This window comes from Fretibacterium fastidiosum (genome assembly GCF_964642095.1).
Lineage (GTDB): Bacteria > Synergistota > Synergistia > Synergistales > Aminobacteriaceae > Fretibacterium > Fretibacterium fastidiosum.
This window is the reverse complement of sequence record NZ_OZ209244.1, coordinates 2365416-2385041: the sequence shown is the minus strand read 5'-3', so window position 1 is coordinate 2385041 and position 19626 is coordinate 2365416. Positions and strand designations below refer to the sequence as shown.

16 protein-coding genes and 1 pseudogene are annotated in these 19626 nt (G+C 66.9%); all 17 read left to right on the top strand.

Annotated elements, in window-relative coordinates; translation table 11 throughout:
• Positions 1 to 150 precede the first annotated feature (150 nt).
• Positions 151 to 1800 (top strand): annotated as a pseudogene (locus ACK28C_RS10730) (RelA/SpoT family protein); the annotation flags it as partial.
• 289 nt (positions 1801 to 2089) lie between these two features.
• Positions 2090 to 2368 carry an ACT domain-containing protein gene (locus ACK28C_RS10725; protein WP_409152657.1) on the top strand — a complete coding sequence of 93 codons (279 nt, stop codon included), beginning with the start codon at positions 2090 to 2092 and terminating at the stop codon, positions 2366 to 2368.
• 5 nt (positions 2369 to 2373) lie between these two features.
• Entirely contained in the window at positions 2374 to 2823 is a 450-nt protein-coding gene (gene dtd, locus ACK28C_RS10720; RefSeq protein WP_015556622.1) for a D-aminoacyl-tRNA deacylase, read from the top strand.
• Between the two features lie 53 nt (positions 2824 to 2876).
• Positions 2877 to 3512, top strand: a complete 636-nt coding sequence (locus ACK28C_RS10715; protein WP_015556623.1) for an MBL fold metallo-hydrolase — start codon at positions 2877 to 2879, stop codon at positions 3510 to 3512.
• A 79-nt stretch (positions 3513 to 3591) separates the two neighbouring features.
• Complete coding sequence (locus ACK28C_RS10710; RefSeq protein ID WP_015556624.1) at positions 3592 to 4647, top strand: rod shape-determining protein; 1056 nt, start codon at positions 3592 to 3594, stop codon at positions 4645 to 4647.
• A gap of 88 nt (positions 4648 to 4735) precedes the next feature.
• Complete coding sequence (mreC, locus tag ACK28C_RS10705) at positions 4736 to 5536, top strand: rod shape-determining protein MreC (RefSeq protein ID WP_015556625.1); 801 nt, start codon at positions 4736 to 4738, stop codon at positions 5534 to 5536.
• The gene (locus ACK28C_RS10700; protein ID WP_208873239.1) at positions 5533 to 5994 is read left to right on the top strand and encodes a hypothetical protein; all 462 of its coding nucleotides are present in this window, start codon (positions 5533 to 5535) and stop codon (positions 5992 to 5994) included. Before mreC ends, ACK28C_RS10700 begins: the two co-directional genes overlap by 4 nt.
• Positions 5987 to 7738 (top strand): penicillin-binding protein 2, encoded by a 1752-nt coding sequence (mrdA, locus tag ACK28C_RS10695; protein WP_409152156.1) that lies wholly within the window; start codon positions 5987 to 5989, stop codon positions 7736 to 7738. The genes ACK28C_RS10700 and mrdA overlap by 8 nt, the downstream gene beginning before the upstream one ends.
• A 7-nt stretch (positions 7739 to 7745) precedes the next feature.
• Positions 7746 to 8546, top strand: coding sequence for a septum site-determining protein MinC (minC, locus tag ACK28C_RS10690; protein ID WP_208873241.1), 801 nt, complete (start codon positions 7746 to 7748; stop codon positions 8544 to 8546).
• A 193-nt stretch (positions 8547 to 8739) separates the two neighbouring features.
• Positions 8740 to 9543: a septum site-determining protein MinD gene (minD, locus tag ACK28C_RS10685; RefSeq protein ID WP_208873243.1), complete on the top strand. Its 804-nt coding sequence runs from the start codon at positions 8740 to 8742 to the stop codon at positions 9541 to 9543.
• A gap of 265 nt (positions 9544 to 9808) precedes the next feature.
• Positions 9809 to 10144, top strand: coding sequence for a cell division topological specificity factor MinE (gene minE / locus ACK28C_RS10680; protein ID WP_208873245.1), 336 nt, complete (start codon positions 9809 to 9811; stop codon positions 10142 to 10144).
• A 35-nt stretch (positions 10145 to 10179) separates the two neighbouring features.
• Positions 10180 to 11298, top strand: coding sequence for a rod shape-determining protein RodA (gene rodA / locus ACK28C_RS10675; protein ID WP_409152656.1), 1119 nt, complete (start codon positions 10180 to 10182; stop codon positions 11296 to 11298).
• 83 nt (positions 11299 to 11381) lie between these two features.
• Complete coding sequence (locus tag ACK28C_RS10670) at positions 11382 to 13190, top strand: TIGR03960 family B12-binding radical SAM protein (RefSeq protein WP_409152155.1); 1809 nt, start codon at positions 11382 to 11384, stop codon at positions 13188 to 13190.
• The gene (locus ACK28C_RS10665; protein ID WP_409152154.1) at positions 13187 to 13828 is read left to right on the top strand and encodes a TIGR03936 family radical SAM-associated protein; all 642 of its coding nucleotides are present in this window, start codon (positions 13187 to 13189) and stop codon (positions 13826 to 13828) included. The genes ACK28C_RS10670 and ACK28C_RS10665 overlap by 4 nt, the downstream gene beginning before the upstream one ends.
• Before the next feature lie 126 nt (positions 13829 to 13954).
• Positions 13955 to 15466 carry an Rne/Rng family ribonuclease gene (locus ACK28C_RS10660; RefSeq protein ID WP_015556627.1) on the top strand — a complete coding sequence of 504 codons (1512 nt, stop codon included), beginning with the start codon at positions 13955 to 13957 and terminating at the stop codon, positions 15464 to 15466.
• A complete protein-coding gene (smc, locus tag ACK28C_RS10655; protein ID WP_409152153.1) occupies positions 15441 to 18851 on the top strand; it encodes a chromosome segregation protein SMC in 3411 nt (1136 codons plus the stop codon). Before ACK28C_RS10660 ends, smc begins: the two co-directional genes overlap by 26 nt.
• Entirely contained in the window at positions 18851 to 19606 is a 756-nt protein-coding gene (locus tag ACK28C_RS10650) for a tRNA1(Val) (adenine(37)-N6)-methyltransferase (protein WP_409152152.1), read from the top strand. The genes smc and ACK28C_RS10650 overlap by 1 nt, the downstream gene beginning before the upstream one ends.
• Positions 19607 to 19626: the final 20 nt, after the last annotated feature.

The following is a 19626-nucleotide window of genomic DNA, read 5'->3' as shown; positions in this document are numbered from 1 at the left end:
ACAGCGGCGGGAGCGGAGCCCGGCGCGAAGGCTGACGCAGCCTCCCCATCTTCCGCCCCCTCCCCTTTGGGGCTTCACGCCGACCGGGACGCGCTGCGGTCCATCTTAAACAGCGTGCCCGCGCTGTCGGGCAACGAGGACCTTCGGGAGATGGCGGCCCTCCGCGACTCCTTTCTGGTCCAGATCCCCAGGCAGTGCCTGACGGAGGCGGTGCGGACGATCTGGCAGGAGCTCTGGTCCAAGGCCATGGCCGTCCTGACGCCCTCGCAGATGCGCCAGCTGGGCAGGGCCTTCGTGTTCATGGCCAGGGCCCACGCGGACCAGAAGCGCACGAATGGAGACCCCTATATCGTCCACACGCTCTCCGCGGCGCTGATCCTGGCGGGGATGCGGCTGGACCTGGCCAGCCTGACGGCAGCCCTGCTCCACGACGTGTTGGAGGACACGGACGTCACCAAGGACGAGCTTCGGGAGGGCTTCGGGGACGAGGTGGTGACCCTCGTCGACGGGGTCACCAAGCTGGGCAAGCTGCCCTTCATGTCCATGGAGGGCTATCAGGCGGAGAACCTGCGCAAGATGTTCATCGTCATGGCGCGGGACATCCGCGTCGTCCTGATCAAGCTGGCGGATCGGCTTCACAACATGAGGACCCTGGGGGCGCTGCGCAGGGACAAGCAGGAGCGCATCGCCAGGGAGACCCTTGAGATCTTTGCGCCCCTGGCCCACCGCCTCGGCATCTACCAGATCAAGCGGGAGCTCGAGGACCTCTCCTTCCGATACCTTCAGCCCGACATCTATCAGGAGATTCGGAGGAAGGTGAAGCGCCGCCTGCCGGAGATGGAGAGCGTCATCAAGCGCGGGATTGAAGCCCTCGAGGCGCGGCTGGGCAAGGAGGGCATCCCCTGCAGGATCAAGGGGCGCGCGAAGCACTACTACAGCATCTACGAGAAGATGCAGCGAAAGAAGCTATCCGTTGACGAGCTTTACGACATCCTGGCGATCCGCGTCCTGGTGGAGGACGTGTCCACGTGCTACGCCGTGCTGGGGATCGTCCACGCCATGTGGGCGCCCATCTCCGGCCAGTTCGACGACTACATCGCGACGCCCAAGAGCAACATGTATCAGTCCCTGCACACCACGGTGATGGCCTTCGGGGCCCCCATGGAGGTCCAGATACGGACCTACGAGATGAACCACCTGGCGGAGTACGGCATCGCCGCTCACTGGCTCTACAAGTCGAAGGGCGCTGCCGCGGACAGCCTGGATGCCAAGCTGATGTGGGTGCGTCAGGCGCTGGAGGCGGAACAGGGGGATGGACAGGACCCGGAGGAGTTCCTGGAGCTCCTCAAGAGCGACATCCTGACGTCGGACGTCTACGTCTTCACGCCGCAGGGCAAGCCCCTCGTGCTGCCCAACGGAGCCACGACCCTGGACTTCGCCTACGCGGTGCACACCGAGGTGGGCAACCACTGCGTGGGGGCCATGATCAACGGCCGCATCGTCCCCTTGAGCACGCAGCTGCACAACAGCGACATCGTGAAGATCATCACTTCCCCTCAGGGATCGCCCTCCCAAGACTGGCTGAAGATCGCGCGCTCCAGCAAGACCAGGAGCAAGATACGCAACCACTTCCGCCAGGCCGAAAAGACGGATCGAAACGAAAAGATCGCGCGGGGCTGGGAGGCCTTGGAGAAGGAGCTGCGCAAGCGCGGCCTCACCGTCGAGAACCAGGAGGACTTCGCCCCCGGACTGAACAAGGTGGCGCGGGACCTGGGGCTGTCCGGAAAGGACGACGTGTTGGCGGCCGTGGGGGCGGGGACCTCCGGCCCCAGCACCGTGGCGCAGAAGCTGGTCCTGGCTTACCTGCAGCAGCATCACCCTGCGGACGACCTCTCGACGCTCGTCAAGGAGAACCCTCCGGTCCGTCGGCACGATTCCGACATCATCGTGGAGGGGGAGGGGGGGGGTGAGCGTCGTCCTGGCGAACTGCTGCGCGCCGATACCAGGGGACGCCATCGTGGGGTACTCCACGAGGACCCGCGGGATCACGATACACCGCATCGACTGCCCCAACATCCTGAACGCCCAGATGGGGCGGGTGGTGCAGGTCTCCTGGGGCCGCTCCTCCGACAAACTGTACACGGCGCGGCTGAAGGCCGAGGCCGTGGACCGCGCCAACCTGATCCGGGACGCAGCGCAGTCCATCGGGCTTGGAGGGGGCAGCATATCGGGCATCAAGGCCTCGACGATCGGCAACAGCCTGATGAGGATGAAGATCGAGCTGCGGGTCCGCGACCTGGAACACCTTTATGGGGTCATCGCAAAGCTGAACGCGGTCAAGGACATCATCGAGGTTACGAGGGGGTAGAGGCCATGCGCATGGTCGTTCAGAGGGTTTCGAGGGCGGCGGTTTCCGTGGGCGGAGTTGAGGCGGCCCGGATCGGAAGGGGCGTTTGCGTCCTCCTTGGGGTGGGGGCCGAGGACGCGCAGGCCGACGCGGACTGGCTGGCTGAGAAGCTCGTGAACCTCAGGATCTTTGAGGACGCGGAGGGCCGGATGAACCTCTCCCTGCTGGACGTGGGCGGCGCTGCCCTCCTGGTCTCCCAGTTCACGCTTTACGGCGACTGCCGCAAGGGGCGGCGTCCCTCCTTCGTGGGGGCGGCGGGGGCGGAGAAGGGCCGGGAGCTCTACGAATACTTTGTCGAGCGGGTCAGGGCCCAGGGCGTGGAGACGGGCTGCGGGGTCTTCCAGACGCACATGGAGGTGGATATCCTCAACGACGGCCCCGTCACGCTCTTCCTCGACACTGCGGACAGAAGGTAACCGGGGCGGGAAGACGAACTCCGCGCTGTTTTGAACGGGAGGCTGTGCTCAAGATGCAATACAAGCGTTTCCCTCTGGGGGCGTTGTGGACGAACGGCTATCTTTTCTGGGACGAGGACGGCGAGGCCTTCTTCATCGACCCGGGCGGCGACGCCTCGGAGGTGCTGAAGTTCGTCAAGGTCCACGGCCTGAAACTGCGGAAGGTCCTCCTGACCCACGGACACCTAGACCACATCGCCGGGGTCCGGGACCTCGTGCCCCTCGTGGGGTCGGAGGTCTACGTGGGGCGCGGCGACGCCCGCATCCTGCGCAATCCTCCGGAATCGCTTCAGACCGCGCTTCGGATCCACTGCGACCCCATCACCGACTTTCAGGAGGTCGTGGAGGGACAGACCCTGAGGGTTGGAAAAATCGAGGTCCAGGTCATGGAGACGCCGGGGCACACCGAGGGCGGCGTGTGTTATCTTATTGCGGAGGGGGACGAGAAGGTGCTGACCTCCGGCGACACGCTCTTCGCCCACAGCGTGGGGCGCACGGACCTCGACGGCGGCGACGAGGCGAAGCTGAACGCTTCTCTCCTGCGGCTGGCGAAGCTGCCGGACGACCTTCGCGTCCTGCCCGGGCACGGGCCGGAGACGAATATCGGCAAGGAGAGGGCGCACAACCCCTTCTGGCCCGTGCAGTCTTAGAAGACGCCCTGGTGTTGAAAGCCCGCCTGCGCATCGGCAGGGGGCCCTTTGAGTTTGAAACTGCGGGTGATGAAGAAGCATGTTCAAGTACCTATCCGGTGTTTTGGGGCTGGATGTTGGGATCGACCTCGGCTCCGCCAACATCGTGGTGTACGTCAAGGATAAAGGGATCGTGCTCAGCGAGCCCTCGACGGTGGCCATTCGCAAGCTGCCGCGGGGCGGCGGGCTCGAGGTCATTGCCGTCGGGCGGGAGGCCAAGGCGATGTCCGGGAAGACGCCCGGCGGCGTGGAGGCGATCTGGCCCCTCCAGGACGGCGTCATCGCGAACTTCGACATGACGGAGGAGCTGATCCGCTACTGCCTGCGAAGGGCCGGCGGCAGCGGGTCCTTCATGGTGCATCCGCGCGTGGTCATCTCCGTCCCCGCGGAGGTGACGGAGGTGGAGCGCAAGGCGGTGGTCGACGCGACGCTGGGGGCCGGGGCGAGCGAGGCCTACGTCGTGGAGGAGCCCATCTCCGCGGCCCTCGGCGTTGGCCTTCCCATCGACAGGCCCAACGGCTGCATGATCATCGACATCGGCGGCGGGACCAGCGAGGTCTCCGTCATCTCCCTCGGAGGCATCGTCGTGACCAGCTCCCTGCGCACGGCGGGCCGGACGATGGACAACGCCATCATCGCGATGATCCGCCAGCGCTACGCCCTGCTCATCGGGGAGACGACGGCGGAGGAGGTCAAGAACACGATCGGCTCCGCGCTTCCCCTGTCCCCGGAACTCGAGATGTCCGTGAAGGGGCGGGACCTCTCGGACGGCCTGCCCAAGAGCGACATGGTGTCCTCGTTGGAGGTCCGGGAGGCCCTGGAGCCGATCTTCCTGAGCATCGAGGACATGGTGAAGGTGGCGCTTGAAAAGACGCCCCCGGAACTGGCCAAGGACATCGTGGACCGCGGCATCGTCCTGTCGGGCGGGGTCGCTCTGATGCGCGGCTTTGCCGAACGGCTGTCACGGACGATCAACACGCCGGTGATCGTGGCGGAGGAGCCCCTTTTCTCTGTGGCCCTGGGCGTTGGGAAGATACTGGACAACCTGGGGACGATGCGGCGCGTCCTGATGTCCGTCGAGCGCGGTTCGCGCTGAATGCCGAATTTGGCGCCGCACCAGGGAACGGTTCCGAGGGGGCTGCCGGGGCGCGTCCCGCGTCTTCGCCGTGCCGTGAGGCGTCCCCATGCTTGACCGACGCCAGGTCCGGGAGAGGGCCCACGGCCTGACGGCCCTCATCCTGGGGCTCTTCCTCCTGGGGGTCGGCGCGAGCCTGGGGATATCGAAGACCGCAGCGGACCTTTTGAGCGGGATGTTGAGCATCCCGGAGTATCCAGCGGTCCTCCTGCGGGAGACGATACGCGACTGGCTGAGCTGGGGCCGCAGCCGAAGCGCCATACAGGCGGAGATCGAGGCGCTGCGGGGCGAGAACGCGGAGCTTCGCGTCCTGAACGCCACCCTGGCAAACGAGCGCATCCGCGTCGAGCTGAGCGCGTTGGAGGCCAGGAAGGACGTGGCCAGGATAACGCTTCGCGCGCCCATGTCCTGGTGGAACGAGATCCGTATCGACAAGGGAGAGGGGGACGGCGTCATCGTTGGACTGCCCGTATTTCATAACGGCTACCTCGCGGGGCGCATCAGCTCCGTGTCGCTCCTGTCCTCGTGGGTGGAGCTCCTCACCTCGCCGTCGCTGATGATCCCCGTCGTGGTGGAGGAGACGAGGGAGTTGGGGGTCGTCATGGGAAACGGCAGCGGGTCCGTCTTCCTGAACTACATCCCGGCGGGACGGGGCTCCATGAAGGGGATGAAGGTCAGCACGGCCTTGATCGGCGAACAGCTTCCGCCGGGGCTGCCCATCGGGGTCATCGCCGAGGAGCTGGAGACGACCCCAGACGGCTACGCCACGTACCGCATCGCTCCGGGCGCGGATTTCTCAAAGCTCTACAGCGTGTCCCTGCTGGTAGGGCCTGAGGGGGCGTCCCGATGATGGAGTTCGTGGGCCTGTGGCTGTTTCAGGACCTCATAGAGGTGCTTTTGCTGCGCGTGACGCAGGCCCCGGAGCTCTTCCTGCTGGGGGTGGTCTACCGTCTCCTCACGCTGAAGGAGGGGGAGGAGCGCCTGTGGGCCATCTGGACCGCTTTCGTGGGCGGCCTGCTGTGGGACCTGAGGTGGGTCGGAATCCCCGGATTTTTCACGCTGGGATACGTCGCGGTGGTGATGCTGGTCCTCTGGATGTGGAGCGCCATTCCGTCTCAGGGGCGCACGATGTTCGTGGCCTTCCTCCTGCTGGAGGCGTCCCTGGTGATCCCGCCACTCATCCCGGTGCTGATCGTGGGCGGCGGCGTGAGCGGAGGGTTCTTCCTGGTGCAGCAGCTCTGCTCCCTCCCCGCGCTTCTCCTGTGCCTGCACCTTTACTCGAAGCACATGAGGAGCCTCCATGCCTGAGATCCGCGACCTGCTGGACGATCGCCTGAAGCTTCTTCTGGGGGGCGTCCTGGGGTCGCTTCTTGTCCTCCTGGGAGGGCTTTATTTCTGCCAGATCTTTCAGGGGGACAAGTACGTGCGGCTGGCGTACAACAACCGCCTGCGGCTGATCCGCTTTGCCGCCCCACGGGGCGAGATCTTCGACCGGCACGGGGTTCCCCTGGCGGTGAACGAGACGACGTTCAACGTCATGGGCTATCCGCTGGACCTGGACACTCCGGAGAAGCTAGAGAAGCTCAGTGCGGTGCTCCTGCGCCACGGGATCCCCATGACGTCGGAGGACCTGGCGCGGACGATCAAACAGCAGCGGTTGGCCCCCTATCGGGTGATGAAACTCGTTTCCAACCTGACGATGCCCCAGATGGCGGACCTGGTGGCGGACACGGACTTCCCCCACGAGCTCTTTCCCCTCTCCGTGTGGCGCCGAACGTACCCCGCAGGGGCGATGGCCGCCAACGTCCTGGGCTACGTCGGGGAGATTTCGGAGGAGGAGCTCAAGGCGAGCTCCGGAAACGACTACTACGGGGGAGACCTGATCGGGAAGTCCGGCATCGAGCGCGCCTATGAGGCCGAGCTCCGCGGGGAGGCGGGGGAGGAGGCGCTGGAGGTGGACGCGCGGGGGCGCAAGGTGCGCGTCCTGGACTCCCGTCCCGCGGCGAAGGGGACGGACCTGCACCTCACCCTGGACATGGGGGTGCAGAAGCTGGCCGTCGAGCTCCTGAAGAACTACAAGGGGGCCATCGTCGCGATGGACGTGAAGACCGGCGCGATCCTTGCGCTGGCCTCCTCCCCGACCTACGACAACAACCCCCTCGCCTGGGGGGTCTCCGGGAGGGAGTGGAACGCTATCGTTCGGGACCCCAACAGGCCAATGCTCGATCGCTGCATCTCCGGGGTCTACCCTCCCGCCTCGACCTTCAAGGCGTTCATGTCCCTGGCGGCCCTCGAAGAGGACGTCATTACGAGCTCCACCTCCTTCTCCTGCAGCGGGGCCATCAGGCTGGCCTCCCACACCTTCCGCTGCTGGAGGCGCAGCGGGCACGGCTCCATGAACGTGTTGACGGCCCTCCAGCACTCCTGTGACGTCTACTTCTACCAGGTCGGCATACGGATGGGGATAGACCGCATCCTCAAGTGGGCCCGTCGTTTCCGTCTTGGGGAGCCGACGGGAATCGACCTTCCGGGGGAGAGCGCCGGCGTCATCGCGGGGCCCGACTGGAAGCGAAGGCGCTTTAAGGAGAACTGGTATCAGGGGGATACCGTGAACTATTCCATCGGGCAGGGGTACCTTCTCATGACGCCCCTTCAGATCGCGCGGGTCTATGCGGCGATAGCGAACGGGGGCAGGTTGGTGACGCCACACCTCTCTAACCTGAGCTACAGGCCACCCGTCGATCTGCACCTCACACCGGCCAAGGTGGCCCTCGTGCAGCAGGGGCTGGACTACGTGGTGCAGCGCGGGACAGGAGCTCGCGCCGGGAAGTTTGGGGTGACCGTCGCCGGCAAAACGGGGACGGCTCAGAACGCCCACGGGGACGACCACGCGCTCTTCGCGGGCTATGCGCCGGCGGAGGCGCCACGGTACGTGGTGGTGGCCATCGTCGAGGCCGGAAAGCACGGAAGCAGCGTGACTTCGCCCATCGTGGGCGAGCTCCTGGCCCACATGTTGAGCCACGCTTCGACTGAAGGGGAAAAGAAAGAGTAGGGTGACGATGTCCCATAAGCATGACGATGACGTTCAAGACAATCCCCCCTTCGGGGAGCTCCCCGAAGGCCATTCGTCGGGTTTGGAGGCCCTCAGCCGGGGATCCGGCGCTCAGATCCGGATGGCGGGGACGCGCTACGGCATTCGCATCTCCCTGCCCGTCTCCTCGTCCGAGGAGACGCTCCTGGAGCTCCTGTCCCGCATCCCGCCCCAGGCGTACCAGCTTCCGGACTCGGAGGGGATCGCCCTCGACTTTCAGTCCAGGGCGTGTTCGGAGCGGCTTCTCCTTCGGCTCCTGCAGGAGGTCGTGTGGGGCAAGGGGTTCCGCGTCCTGGCCTGGCTCTCCGATAACGAGGAGTCGCTGCAGCTGTTTCGCAGATCGGGCTTTGCGGTGGCGGAGCCGGTCGTCGCCCCCACCCCTCAGCCGGAGGCGCACAGGACGGCGAAGGAGTGGGGACCGCCCAGGGTGAGGATTGTGTATAATTCTATGCGATCCGGCCAGGTGGTGGAGGCCGAGGGGGACGTGGTGCTGTGGGGACATCTGAACTCCGGCGCCGAGATATCCGCCGGCGGAAGCGTCATCGTGTCTGGAAAGCTGAAAGGGCTGGTCCACGCGGGCCGCGGAGGCCGCGAGGACGTCTTCGTCATGGCCGGGTCCTTCGAGGCGCAGCAGGTGCGCCTGGGGCATAAGCTGTGCTACGCGGACCCCTCCACCGCCGGATGGCAGAAGCCGGTTCTGATCGTCATCGAGGACGGGGAGCCCATCGTCCGCGAGAACGAGTTTCTGAGCGGCGCAGCGGAGCCGTGAGAGCAGGATTCCTCCGAATGGCCCTTCTTCTTCGGGCAGCTTAGAGATTAGAATGGCGCCGGCGCAGTTCGCAGCACAGGCCGGAGAGGCTGGCATCGGGGACGGTCGGCAAACCGTTTTCAGCGATTTTTACGAAAGTCAATCAGCGCTTTCCTAATGAGCGTATGCTTTTTCAGCGAATGGAGGGTTTCTATTGGGAGCTCGGGTTATTGTCACGACCTCCGGAAAGGGAGGGGTGGGAAAGACGACCTCGACCGCGAACATCGCGGCGGCCCTGGCCAAGTTCGGCAAGAAGGTCGTAGCGGTCGATGCGGACGTGGGGCTGCGCAACCTGGACGTCATTATGGGCCTCGAGAACAGGGTGGTCTATAACTTCATCGACGTCATCGAAAAGAACTGCACCTTAAAGCAGGCCCTGATCAGGGACAAGCGAGTGCCAAACCTGTTCCTGCTGGCCGCCGCCCAGACTCGCACGAAGGACGCGGTGAGCCCCGAACAGATGATAGAGCTTTGCAGCCAGCTGCGGCCGAACTTCGACTTCATCTTCCTGGACTGTCCCGCCGGCATCGAGGGTGGGTTCAAGAACGCGGCGGCCGGGGCCGACGAGGCCCTCGTGGTCACGACGCCGGAGATTCCGGCGGTGAGGGACGCGGACCGCATCATCGGCATGTTGGAGTCCATGGGAAAGGCCCCGATCCGTCTGATCATCAACCGCCTCCGGCCCACGATGGTCCAGGATGGCGACATGCTGGCACAGGAGGACATCCTGGACGTCCTCTCCATTAAGCTGATCGGAATCGTCCCGGAGGACGAGTGCGTCATCCGCGCCACCAACAACGGCGAGCCGATGACGCTGTCCCCGGAGTCCCCCGCAGCCCAGGCCTACCTGAACATCGCCCAACGCCTCATGGGGCAGGAGGTGCCGCTGATGGACCTTGATGCCTACGCTTCCCACGGCATATTCCGCTGGTTTAAGAACCTGTTTAGGCGACGTTAGCCCGCAGAAGGATCGCTGCGTCGAGCGAACGGCCTGCCTCGGCAGGAAATGAAGGCCGAAAGCCCCTCACAGGTCCGACGGGTCGGGAGACGGACGACGAAGTTTTCAAAAAAACGTTCGCTTCGCATGGGAACTGACGCCTGCGGAGCACAGGGCCCTTGAGGGTCGATGTGCCGTCCCTGCCGAGGAGGGAATTTCCGTCTCAGGCGTTAAGCACGGGGACGTTACGGCTGAACATGGAGTCACGGACAGGGGAGAGATAGCAGTGGACTTTTTACGGAAAATCTTTGGCGGTGGAGCCGACCGGTCGGGCCGAAAGGCCAGCGACAGGCTGCGCATCGTTTTGATACACGACAGGACCGACATCTCGCCGCAGCTGCTCGAGGAACTGCGCAACGAGATGATCGGCGTCCTGACGAAGTACATGGACATCGACCTCAGCAAGATCGAAATCGACCTGGACCACGACGAGCAGGAGGTCGCCCTGGTGGCGAACATCCCCGTCCTGAGGATCAAGCGGGGGAGCAGCGGGGAGTCCTTTGAGGAGCCGCGCCATCGCGAGAAGCCCGCGGGCGGGCGACGGCGGGAGAGGGACCGCTGAGCGCCCGCGCCGGGCGGGAGGGGTGAACGAGGGTGATGGAGCCGCCGCGCATCTCGTCCTTCAGAGAGGACGCCGCCGCGATGGATCGGGTCCTTTTGGCCTGTGCCTTGACGCTGACCCTCTGGGGAATCCTCTGCATCTACAGCGCTGCAGCGGGCCCCCTTGGGCGGGGGGGGGATTTTGCCCTGCGCCAGTTCGGCTTCCTGGGCCTCAGCGTTGTGGCGATGCTCGCGATCCTCGCGATAGGTTGCCACCGCCTTCTGGACGTAGCCTATCCGCTCTACGCCTTCACGCTCTTCGTGCTGCTGGCGACGGTCGTCCTGGCGCCGAAGGTGAAGGGCGCCCACAGCTGGATGGCCCTCGGCGGCTTTCGCTTTCAGCCGTCGGAGTTCGCCAAGGTCTCCCTGATCCTCATGCTGTCGAAGGTGCTCAGCCGCTATCCGCCCCTCTCGGTTCGGACCTTTGCGATAGGCGTCGGCGCAATGCTGCCGGCGGTGCTGCTGGTCCTGATGCAGCCCGACGCGGGCAGCGCGCTGGTGTACCTCGTGATCTCCTTCGGGATGATCTTCGCCGCGGGGGCTCCGATACGCTACTTCCTGGCCATCGGCGGAGCGGGCGTCCTCATGCTCCCCTTCCTGTGGCTGGGCCTGAAAGAGTACCAGAAGATGCGCCTGTTGGTGTTCCTGGACCCCATGCTGGACCCGCTGGGCGCCGGATATAACGTGATCCAGTCGCGCATCGCCGTGGGGTCGGGGGGCTTCTGGGGGAAGGGGTTTCTGCTCGGGATGCAGAGCAAGCTGCGGTTCCTTCCCGAGCCCCACACGGACTTCATCTTCAGCGTCAGCTCGGAGGAGTTCGGCTTCCTGGGCGGCATCGTCGTCCTCCTGCTCTTCACCGTCCTGTTCTGCCGCATCGTCGGCGCGGGGCTCAGGAGCCGGGACCGACGCGCCAAGCTGATCGCGGCAGGGGTCGTGTCGTGGATTTGGTTTCAGACGTTCGAGAGCATCGGCATGAGCGTCGGCCTGATGCCGGTGACGGGGTTGCCGTTGCCCTTTCTCAGCTACGGGGGCAGCTCCCTCCTCTCCCTGTTCATGGGGCTGGGCCTCGTGGGGAGCGTCTACGTCGAGGGCACGAGGCGGCCCTACTACTTTTAAGGAACGGCCTCGCACTTGCGCTGACGGCCATGCACGGAAAGGGCCCGCGGCCCCCCGTGCCTCCTGGAAGGAGTCTTTTTTGAATGCTTTTCCCCGAGTTCAAGCGGCCGGACTGGCCGCTCCTGTCCCAGGTGTCGCGCCCGTCGCGCTACTGTGGCAACGAATGGCGCAGCTATGCCCTGCCGTCCTGGGACGAGGGGAACGGGCTGCGGGTCTGTCTCGCCTTTCCCGACGTGTACGAGATCGGCATGAGCTATTACGGGTTTCAAATCCTGGCGCCCCTCATCCGCGCGCTGGGCTGTCTTGTGGATCGCGCCTACTGCCCCTGGGGGGACATGGAGGCGCTCCTGCGGGCCCGCGGGCTGCCGCTGACGTCCGTCGAGCAGCGCAGGCCGCTGTCGGACTTCGACGTGGTGGGCTTCACCCTGCAGCACGAGATGGGGTACACGAACGTCCTCACGATCCTGGACCTCGCGGGCATTCCCCTCCGCGCCGAAGACCGCCGCAGGGAGGACCCCATCGTCGTTGCGGGCGGACACGGGGCCTTCGTTCCGGAGCCCCTGCACGCCTTCATCGACCTCTTTTGCATCGGCGACGGGGAGGCGGTGCTCCCCGACCTGCTCCCCGTCCTGGAGGGAACCAGAGGACAGGACCGCGCCGCCCGCCTTGCGGCCTGCGCGAAGGTGAAGGGGGTGTACGTCCCCTCCCTCTACGCCTCGGACGACAGGGGGCGTCCCCTGTCCCCCGCTGAGGCCCCCTTCCTCGCGGAGCGCCAGATTCGGCTCGACTTCAACTCGGTCTTCATCCCCGATTCCATGGTCGTCCCGTCGGTGAACATCGTCCACGACCGTGCGGTCCTGGAGCTCTTTCGGGGCTGCAGCCGGGGGTGCCGCTTCTGTCAGGCCGGGATGATCTGCCGCCCGGTCCGGGAGCGGAGCCTAGACCAGGTCGTCAGCGCCGTGCTTGCGCTCCTGCGCCGGACGGGGTGGGACGAACTGGGGCTCCTGTCGTTGGCCTCCTGCGACTACTCGGAGATCGAACGGCTGATCGACGAGCTGACGGGGCCGCTCCTGGAGCGCCGTGCGCGGCTGGGCCTCCCCAGCCTCAGGGTGGACAGCTTCTCCGTCGGGCTGGCGGGGCGCCTGCAGCAGCTGCGCCGCGGAGGGCTGACCTTCGCCCCCGAAGCAGGGACTCAGAGGCTGCGCGACGTCATCAACAAGGGCGTGGACGAGGACTCCATTCGGGCCTGTCTGACGGAGACGTTCTCCCGTGGCTGGGACCGGGTGAAGCTGTACTTCATGATGGGCCTCCCGACGGAGCGCGACGAGGACCTGGACGGCATCCTGGAGCTCGCGCGGGGAGCCCTGAAGCTGGGCCGGACCCTGGGGCGGCGCAGGGCCTCCATCAGCGTGTCGGTGGCCGGCTTCGTCCCCAAGGCGCACACGCCCTTTCAGTGGGAGAGGCAGAACTCCATCGAGGAGCTCAGGGAGAAGGGACGGCGCCTCAAGGCCGGCGTGCGGGACCGCAGCCTGTCCCTGAGCTACCATGAGCCGGAGCAGACGTTTCTGGAGGGCGTCCTGTCGCGCGGGGACCGGCGCACGTCGGACGTCATCGAACGGGCCTGGCGCACGGGCGCGCGCTTCGACGGCTGGAGCGAAACCTTCAACCTGCAGCGGTGGCTGGACGCCTTCGAGCACTGCGGGCTGGACCCCCTCGACTTCACGCGCGAGCGCGGCACGTCGGAGGCGCTGCCCTGGGATCACATCCATCCTGGGGTGCGAAAGGACTTCCTGCTCCGCGAGCGGCGTCGTGCCTACGAAGGGAAGCTCTCGCCGAACTGCCGGGACGGCTGTGCGGGCTGTGGCCTGGGGTGCCGGGAGGCGGCGCTGTGAGCGTCCGCGTGCGCGTTCGCTACGAGAAACGCAACTTTGCGTGTTTTGTCCCTCACGTAGCGCTGGCCTCGATCTTCACCCGTTCCGCGCTGCGCGCCGGGCTCAGCCTGACGCAGACCCTGGGCTGTTCTCCGCACCCGAAGATGAGTTTCGCGCCTGAGCTGCCGGCGGGCGTCGTCGCCCTCGGAGAGCTCGTGGACGTGTACCTCGATGAGGTGCCGGAGGACCTCCTCGCGCGGTGGAACGCGGCGATGCCCGTGGACTTTCGCCTGCTGTCCTACGAGCTGCCTGAGGAGGGCGCGCCGTCGCTGGGCAAGGTCTGCCAGGCGGCCCGCTACTGGGTGCGCTGCGTGGGGCCCCTCGGTTCCGAGGAGCTTCTGGCGCGGGCGCAGGCCTTCTACGGCGACGAACTGCTGCGGGGTGCAAGCGGGGTTGACGTCGAGGAAGACGGTGGCGCCGACTGGGTGGATTTCGTGCTGGCCCACCCCGCCCAAAACGGCATCGGCGGCTGGGTCCGAAAGATGATCGCGGACGGCGTCCTGGAGGGGTGGCAAGACCTGAACGTCGTGAGGGTGGCCATCGGCCCTCTGGCCGTGGTCCTGGGGGCGGAGGGCGAAAAAGCCCCGATCCTGAACTGAAGAACGATTGAGCGGTCCTGAGCGGCTGCCCCTAAGGGCAGGCCCGTTCGGGCGGCTGAAAATTTACGAGAGCCGGCGGCGCAGCGGTACCTTGCGGGCCGGCCCTCGGATCCCTAAGGAGGACAAATGTCGTCTTTAGACTGTGTGGAGCGAAAGATCATCGCCGACACCCGCGAGGACGAGGAGACGCGCGTCGCGATCCTCGAGGGTGGGCGGCTGGCGGACGTCTTTATAGAGCGCATGTGGGACCGTCAGAAAGCCGGGGAGATCTACAAGGCCAGGGTGGAAAGCGTGTTGCCGGGGATCAACGCGGCCTTCGTCACCATCGGCGAGGGACGAAACGCCTTTTTGTACCTCAACGACGTACACGGCATGAAGGTGGTCGAGAACCAGGAGATCGTGGTGCAGGTCACGAAGACGGCCATCAAGAACAAGGGGGCCCGCGTGACCCCGCGCATCTCCCTGCCGGGACGCTACCTCGTGCTGGTCCCCGACGGCGGAGAGGCCGGCGTGTCCCGCCGCATCGTCGATGAGGAAGAGCGGAGGCGATTGCGCCACTTCGCCAGGGAGTTGAAGGGGGACGACTTCGGCGTGATCATCCGAACCGCCGCGGAGGGCGTGGACGAGGAGACGCTGGCCGCGGACGTGGAGTCCCTGCTGGCGCTCTGGCGCGAGATTGAGCACGACGCGGAGCTCCAGGCCGCCCCCTGCCTTTTGTACAAGGACCGGGGGCTTTTGGGGCGGGTGTTGCGGGACGAGGTCCACGGCAGCGTCGATGAGATCATCCTCGACAGCGCCGAGGAGATGCGGCACGTGAACGAGTACGTCGCGACGCTCTACAAGACGGACCGTCCGCAGGTCTCCCTCTACGAGGGAGCCGTCCCCATCTTCGAGTACTACGGCGTCGAGGCGGAGATCGAGCAGGCCCTGGAGCGCAAGGTCTGGCTCCGATCGGGCGCCTACCTCGTGATCGAACACACAGAGGCCCTGACGGTGATCGACGTGAACACCGGCAAGTACGTCGGGGACCTGGACATGAGACACACGACGCTGGCGACGAACCTGGAGGCGGCGGACGAGGTGGCCCGTCAGCTGCGCCTGAGGTCCATCGGCGGGATCGTCGTGGTGGATTTCATCGACATGGAGTTTGAGGAGGACCGAAAAAAGCTGCTGGATCGCCTCGAGGAGGTCTTTCAGCTGGATCGGTCGAGGGCCCGCGTGTTCAGCATGACGCAGCTTGGCCTGGTGGAGCTGACCCGCAAGCGCGGGAGGCCGGATCTGAGGTCCGTGATGACCCGCGGGTGCCCCTTCTGCAACGACAACGGCTGGGTGCTGCGGGAGGACACGCTGGCCCTGTCCATCAAGCGCTTCCTGAGGAAGATAGCGCAGACGAACCGCGCGGAGGCCCTGCTGCTGCAGGCCAACTCCATGGTCGCGCAGTACGTCCGCGATACGTACCTCGCGATGTGGGAACGGGAGCTGGACGTGAAGATCCTCGTCGCCGGAATGCCGGACTTCGCCTGGAGCAAGTACCGCATCGAGCTTCAGGGGACGCTGAGCGCGGTGGAGCATCGGGCGCACCAGCTTGAGCGGCGGGAGGAGAGTTCCATCGTTGTCCATCGAGTCCCTGCACCTTAAGGGCTTCAAGAGCTTCGGCAGCCCCTGCAGCTTCACGTTCAACGGTGGATTCACCGCCATCGTCGGCCCCAACGGGAGCGGCAAGAGCAACATCCTGGACGCGCTGAGGTGGATTCTGGGCGAGGGCAGCGGGACGGCCCTTCGCATCCTCCGGCAGAGCGACCTCCTGTTTTCGGGCAGCATCTCCGTCCCCCCGGCGAAGGGGGCCGAGGTGCGCCTCGTCGTGACGAAGGGCGAGGATCGGGCCGTCCTGTGCCGCCAGTACGCGGAGGGTGGCGGGACGCTGCTGCTGGATGAGGAACGGATCCTGCTTCAGGACCTGGACGCGGTGAAGGAGCGATTCTCCCTTTCGGGGGAGGGCTTCGCCTTCATCGGCCAGGGGGAGGTCTCTGCGGCCATCCACCAGCGGCCCAGGGAGCGCCGGCGCCAGCTGGACCTCCTGTTCGGCGTCGACCGCTACCGCGCCCGCCGGGACGAGACGCTGAAGCGGCTCGACGACGCTCTGAGCGAGGCCCGGAGGATCGAGACCCTGATTCAGGACCTCAACGATCGCCGCGCTGAGATCGCCGCGGACGTCGGGGTGGCCGTGGAGGCCCGGGGCATCCTGGACAACCTGGAGGTCCTTCGCCGCGACTTCTACTTTTCAAAGCGCCTGGAGCTGGAGCGGTCCGGAGCCGCGCTGCGCTCCGAGGCACAGCTTTTGCGCGTGCGCCTGGACTCCGAGGTCCGTTGGCGCGAGGTCTGGCGACGGGCCCTCCTGGGCGCCGAGGAGGCGCTGAGGGGACAGGGCTTCGACGAGAGGGCCTTCACGGCGCGGATGGAGGAGCTGGCCGCGCGCAGGGACGCGCTGCAGCGTCAGGCCTTTCAGAGCGCGGCGCGCGTCCGCGCCATCCTGGAGAGGCGGGCCGTGCTTCTGGATGAGGTGCGGAAGGACGAGGAGCGGCGGGACGCCCTGAGGCAGGAGCTGGACTCTGCGAGAGGGGACGTGGCCGAAGGAGAGCGGCGGCTTGCGGGGTGCCGGGAGGCGATCGAGGCGCGGGCGCGGGAGCTCGACGAGAGCCGCGCGGGCGTGGAGCGTGAGAGGGAGCGCCGTCAACGCCTGCGGGATGAGCTGGCGGAGCGGCGGCTTTCCGCTTCGCGGGCGGAGGCGGAGCTGCGGGCCCTCGCCGCCTCCGATCGGGAGGGCGCAGTGGAGCTGGAGCGCCTCCGGGAGGAGGAGCGCTGCCGGGCGGAGGCGGGCGCCGCGCTGGAGCGTCGGGTCGCGGAAGCGTCCGCCAGGCACGGGCGCCTGACGGACGAGCACGCGGTCCTTTACGCCTCCTGCCAGAAGCAGGCGGCGACGCTGCAGCAGATGAGGCGGGATCGGGCGCACCGCGAGGGGGATTTGGACTCCCTGAGGGACAGCGCCGGGGCCTCCGTCTATCCGGAGCCCGTCCGTCTCCTGCTCTCGGCCTCGCGCCTGAACCGTATGCGCTCCCGTCCCGAGGTGGCGGCGGAGGCCTTCTCCTGCCCTTCGGGCATCGCCCCGGCCCTTGAGGCGTACCTGGGCGGGCGGCAGTTCTGGCTCCTGGTCCGCACGCTCGATGAGGCCCAGGAGGGGATCGAGCTCCTGAAGCAGCGCCGCGCGGGGCGCGCAACCTACCTGCCCCTTGAGCGCTGCCGGCCCAGGGACCGCGACGCCCGCTTCAGGCTGCCCTCGACCGGCGTCGTGGGCTGGGCCATGGACCTGATTCAGGTGCGCTCCCCCTGGGAGCCTGCGCTCCTTCACATGATGGGGGACCTGCTCATCGTGGAGGACTTTGCCCTCGGCAGCAGCCTGGCGAAGCAGGGGGCCCGCTTCCCCATCGCCACCCTTGACGGCGAGGTCTTCGCCCCATCGGGGACGGTCAGCGGCGGACGGGGGCGTCAAAGGGCCAGCGCCATCGTCCTGAACCAGCAGATTGCGCAGGCTCAGGAGGCCATCGAGGAGCTGCGCAGGCGCATCGAGGAGGCAGACGGGGTCCTCCGCGCGGACGAGGCGCGGGAGCAGGAGCTGTCCGCCGCGCGGGACGGGGCGGCGGCGGAGCTGGAGCGGCTGAGGACGGACGCTGCAGCCTCCGCCAGGGCGCTTGCCGCACTGCGGGCCTCCGTTGAACGCCTCGAGGCGGATCGCGCTCAGGGTGCGGCCAGGGCGGAGGAGCTGAAGGCCGACCTGCGCTCCTCAGGGGCGCGGACGAAAGCGCTTGAGGAAGAGCTCTCCGGGTTGAACGAGATCGCGGACGAGGAGGGGATGGAGGCCGCCCTGGCCCCCATGCGCGCGGAGCTCTCCCTCGCGGAGGAGCGGCTTCGCGGCGCGCGGGCCATCGCGGAGCGGATGGAGGGCGAGTACGCGGCCCTGTCCGGCCAGGTGGAACGCCTGACGGAGGAGGCCGAAGCCGGGAGGAGGGAGGAGGCGGAGCGGCGCACGCTCCTTGGCGGCATCGGGCGCGAACGCCTGACGCTGCACCGCGAGGAACAGGCATTGGCCCGCCGCCTCGAGGAGGAGCGGGGGCGTCTCAGACAGGCCCATTTTCGCCTTGAACGGCTTCGGGCCCGTTCAAGCCGCGCCGACGCGGCGGAGTCGGGACGGCAGGCGGAGATCGCGGCTCTGGAGGAGAGGCTGACCGCGGTGGGGGCGGAGCGCGGCCAGCTGATGGAGCTGTGGGACGAGAAGTACCCCTACGACGCAGCGGAGGCCAGGGAGGTCGAGGGAGGGCGTGACCTCATCGCCTCCCTCCGCAAATTGGAGCGCGAGCTGAAGGCCCTGGGACCGTACAACCTGGGGGCCCTCTCCGAGGACACCTCCCTGACGGAGCGGGTGGACTTCCTCGGCGACCAGCTGGAGGACGTGCGGGGCGGCGCCGACGAGCTGAGAGAGCTGATCCGGCAGACGGACGCTCAGGTGGAGGCCACCTTTGTCGGCGCGATGGCGGAGATCGACGCCCGCTTCAACGCGCTCTTTCAGCGGCTCTTTGCCGGGGGCGAGGCCAGGCTGACGCTTCAGGAGGGCACGAACATCTGGGAGCGCGGAGTGGATATCTACGCGCGGCCGCCGGGCAAGAAGCTGCAGAACATCTCGCAGCTTTCGGGCGGCGAGCAGTCCCTGACGGCCATCGCCCAGCTCTTCGCCGCCCTCGAAGTGGCGAAGGTCCCGCTGGCCGTGCTGGACGAGGTGGATGCGGCCCTCGACGAGTACAACCTCATCCGCTTCGCCGACCTGGCGAAGGAGTATTCCCGGTCGTTGCAGCTGATCGTCATGACGCACCGGCGGACGACGATGGAGCGCGCCGACCTCATCTACGGGGTGACGATGGTGGAGCCCGGCCTGTCCCGCATCGTCGGCATCGACGTGGAGAGCTACCGCTGATGGAGGAGGCGACGAGGGACGACCTCCTCTATGGTCGGCTCCGCCTGTGGCAGCCGGCGGCGGGGCCGCGCGTCAGCATGGACACGGTGCTGCTGGCCGCATGGGTGCGCCGCCGGGCGCGGCGGCCCCGCTTCGTGGAGTTGGGCTCGGCGTCGGGGGCCGTGTCCCTGATGCTGGCCCTGCGCTTCCCCCCACCGTTCCACGTGGTGGGGCTCGAACTTCAGCCGGAGCTCGTGGAGCTGGCGGAGCGCAACCGGACTGAAAACGGCCTTCAGGACCGGGTGAGGTTCCTCTGCGGGGACCTGCGGGATGCGTCGCTGCTGCCCAGAGAATCCTTCGACGGACTGGTGGTGAACCCTCCCTACGAGACGCCGGACCGTGGGAGGGTGAGCCCTCTCCCCTCCCTGGCCATCGCCCGCCACGGGGCGTCGGAGGACGAGAGCGCCTGCTGCACGCTTCAGGACGTAGCGGCCGCCGGCGCGCGCCTCTTGAAGCGCGGAGGACGGCTCTTCTGCGTCCTCCGCACGGACCGCATGGCGCCCTTGATGGCTGTGGTGTCGGCGCACGACCTCGCCCCCAAGAGGATGCGGTTGGTGCACCCGCGTCCGGGCGTGCCGTCGAACCTCCTCCTTCTGGAGTGCGCTCGCGGAGGCGGGGAGGGGATGACCGTGGAGCCTCCGCTCTTCGTGCTGGGGGCCGACGGGCGGTACACGGAAGAACTCCTGAGCGCTTATGAGCCCTCCGGGCTGAATTGACCAGAGAGGAACGATGCACG

Bases quoted from the DNA above. Each gene is read 5' to 3' on its own strand.
- ACK28C_RS10660 (WP_015556627.1), top strand. From the start codon at position 13,955: ATGTCGTCTTTAGACTGTGTGGAGCGAAAGATCATCGCCGACACCCGC.
- ACK28C_RS10700 (WP_208873239.1), top strand. From the start codon at position 5,533: ATGATGGAGTTCGTGGGCCTGTGGCTGTTTCAGGACCTCATAGAGGTG.
- ACK28C_RS10670 (WP_409152155.1), top strand. From the start codon at position 11,382: ATGCTTTTCCCCGAGTTCAAGCGGCCGGACTGGCCGCTCCTGTCCCAG.
- dtd (WP_015556622.1), top strand. From the start codon at position 2,374: ATGCGCATGGTCGTTCAGAGGGTTTCGAGGGCGGCGGTTTCCGTGGGC.
- rodA (WP_409152656.1), top strand. From the start codon at position 10,180: ATGGAGCCGCCGCGCATCTCGTCCTTCAGAGAGGACGCCGCCGCGATG.
- ACK28C_RS10650 (WP_409152152.1), top strand. From the start codon at position 18,851: ATGGAGGAGGCGACGAGGGACGACCTCCTCTATGGTCGGCTCCGCCTG.
- mrdA (WP_409152156.1), top strand. From the start codon at position 5,987: ATGCCTGAGATCCGCGACCTGCTGGACGATCGCCTGAAGCTTCTTCTG.
- ACK28C_RS10715 (WP_015556623.1), top strand. From the start codon at position 2,877: ATGCAATACAAGCGTTTCCCTCTGGGGGCGTTGTGGACGAACGGCTAT.
- ACK28C_RS10725 (WP_409152657.1), top strand. From the start codon at position 2,090: ATGGGGCGGGTGGTGCAGGTCTCCTGGGGCCGCTCCTCCGACAAACTG.
- mreC (WP_015556625.1), top strand. From the start codon at position 4,736: ATGCTTGACCGACGCCAGGTCCGGGAGAGGGCCCACGGCCTGACGGCC.
- minC (WP_208873241.1), top strand. From the start codon at position 7,746: ATGTCCCATAAGCATGACGATGACGTTCAAGACAATCCCCCCTTCGGG.
- ACK28C_RS10710 (WP_015556624.1), top strand. From the start codon at position 3,592: ATGTTCAAGTACCTATCCGGTGTTTTGGGGCTGGATGTTGGGATCGAC.